The sequence below is a fragment of the Stieleria tagensis genome, assembly GCF_024129865.1.
In the GTDB taxonomy this organism is placed as follows: Bacteria; Planctomycetota; Planctomycetia; order Pirellulales; family Pirellulaceae; genus Stieleria; species Stieleria tagensis.
Genome location: NZ_JAMYFE010000193.1, coordinates 1 through 2,178, shown reverse-complemented (window position 1 = coordinate 2,178; position 2,178 = coordinate 1). Strand labels below are relative to the sequence as shown.

Genomic DNA, 2,178 nt, shown 5'->3' with positions numbered 1-2,178 from the left:
GCTCGAATCCAGGCGGCACAATGTCGCGTGCATTGATGTCCAACTGTCGCAGTTCGTAGGTGAATTCGTTTGGCGAATCTGCGTTCCAGTCCTCAAGCCAGTCATAGAATAACGCGCCATCAGCCAAGAGTTTCGCGGCCCACTCCGTAGCGTCGAGCAACATCAAATGACGATTCCTCGGACTGATGTACGAATCCCAAAGCGCAGATGCCTGCGTCTCATCGAGGGGTTCGATGCTGGATTTGTCGGCACACGACATCGGCGGATCATCGAGTAGGATTCCCGGAATCTCGCGAAATGTCATCAAACATCTCTGTTTAGCAGAACGGCCGCGATAACCGAGTCGCGGCGATTGATTTTCTATTGTCGAGAACGACGGCTCCGCGACTTCGGTTCATCGCATGGTTCGCCGCGTTTTTTGCGTTTACCACCGGATAGTAGATGACTCATAGTCGGGGAGGTTGAGCATCAACGATTTAGGTTTTGAACGCCGTCAGTATACAGCGCGTCGATTACCTCGCGACGTGAGGATGTCACGCCGTCAAGAATTCTTGATCCGTTGGAGATTGCCCAAACGCCATCTACGATTTGAACCGACCAATCCATGCCGAGGTCGTAACCGTCATGGACACCAGCATCCCGGAGTGATTCTTGGAACTGCTCAAATAGGTCACGGAATTCCTGCCGGGCACCATCGTCAAGTCGATTCCAAGTTCCAGTGTCAACCATTGGTTTGGTCGCTATGTAAATGCGTGAAGGTTTCAGTCGGCGAACGACACGGATCACGCGGTCGCCGCGAGAGATCCTCCACATTAAAAACGACGGCTCGGCGACTCGTCGTGCATCCGATTGTTACCCGCCTTCATGCAGTCGTTGAGCCGATCTCGTGTCCACATCGCGAAAGGTCGCATGCCGTCGAACGCGGGATTCAGCGGGGATCGAGTTCAGCCGACAACGTACATGTTCGAGACAGCGAGTGCCAAATACGCCGCTATCGATGAGTGCCATTGCAACTTCTGCCAGATCGAGATTGTCGGCATCGGAACGGTGATCATCAGCCAAAAGCGTTTCATAGCGTTCACGCAAGCGTTTGGTGTCGCGTTCAGCAAGACGGCAATCAATACAACGCACGCAATCAGCACCGAGATAGAATTGCAGGGTTTCGTACCAGTATCGTTGTTCTTCAGCGAAGAAAATGAAGTTCCGTCCGCAATCTCTGCACTTGCGTTTGAGGTCGAAATAGTGCGTTACCGGAACGGTGGCGTTCGGTTGGCGATCTGTATTCGCTTCAATCGCGGTATCGGGGATTCGTTCATCGGAGCGAGAATGCCAGCCGAGGTAAACGCCTTGTGAGAGATCGCCACGCGGATTCATGCCGGTCCAGCGCGGCCCACGCCCGTAGCGTGGATGTTCGACAAAGTCAGCGTAGGCGTGGATACGGCAGTTCATGTCTTCAAGTCGGGTAACGTCGGCGATCACGCGGTCGCCGCGAGAGATCATCCACGTCAAAAAACGCGACTCGGCGTGCATCGCGTTGTTATTTGACGATTCGACTCTTGGCCTCATCTTCTAAAACTGCCAATTGGCTGACAAGCCTCTGCGGGTTGGTAAAAGTTTCGTTGTGTAACATGTGTATAGGGGCAACGCGACTCTGCAATACTGAATCGTCTTTTGCCAAGCGAGCGACGATGGGGAGCCAAAGCGGCGGGGACTGTCGATCCTCTTGGTAGATCGACTCAACGTTGAACACGATGTCCTGATATCCAGCTGCCGAAACCGTGACCTTGCCGGAAGGCTCGTATTCTCGCCACGTCCGAAATACGGAGCGGTAGTCGGTATAGCTATACGCATGCACCAGACCTATCGACGACCGTCCGCGGCCTGGCGCGAGCGATCCACGATGTGACCGAAGCGTTAGGCTCGGGCGACTGACCATTTCCCCGGACTTGCCATCAACAGCAAAAATGCAGACAAACTGAGTACCGTTGCTCGTTGTTTTGGTGACCCACACTCGATCGATCGCAAAAATTGCTATCGCGACGGCAGCGGCAAAGCACAGCAACGCGCGAAGACCAAACTGGACTCTCATTCAAGAATCACTCCATTCAAATAACGGTAGGGTTCAGCGGGGCCGCGCGAGCGACTCCACACTTCAAAAACGTCAACTCGCGGCCTTAT

At 53.9% G+C, this 2,178-nt stretch carries 3 protein-coding genes; all 3 read right to left on the bottom strand.

All coding sequences use genetic code 11. The features are described 5' to 3' along the window. On the bottom strand, positions 1-304 hold a 304-nt coding region (locus tag NHH03_RS27750), incomplete at its 3' end, for a DUF2947 family protein (protein WP_253161618.1). 548 nt (positions 305-852) lie between these two features. Beyond that, on the bottom strand, positions 853-1,449 hold the full coding sequence (locus tag NHH03_RS27745; protein ID WP_253161617.1) for a zinc-ribbon domain containing protein: 597 nt from the start codon (positions 1,447-1,449) through the stop codon (positions 853-855). Between the two features lie 88 nt (positions 1,450-1,537). Beyond that, on the bottom strand, positions 1,538-2,089 hold the full coding sequence (locus tag NHH03_RS27740; protein WP_253161616.1) for a hypothetical protein: 552 nt from the start codon (positions 2,087-2,089) through the stop codon (positions 1,538-1,540). Positions 2,090-2,178 lie beyond the last annotated feature (89 nt).

Coding starts and splice junctions, on each gene's coding strand:
- NHH03_RS27745 (WP_253161617.1), bottom strand. CDS start 1,449: ATGAACTGCCGTATCCACGCCTACGCTGACTTTGTCGAACATCCACGC.
- NHH03_RS27740 (WP_253161616.1), bottom strand. CDS start 2,089: ATGAGAGTCCAGTTTGGTCTTCGCGCGTTGCTGTGCTTTGCCGCTGCC.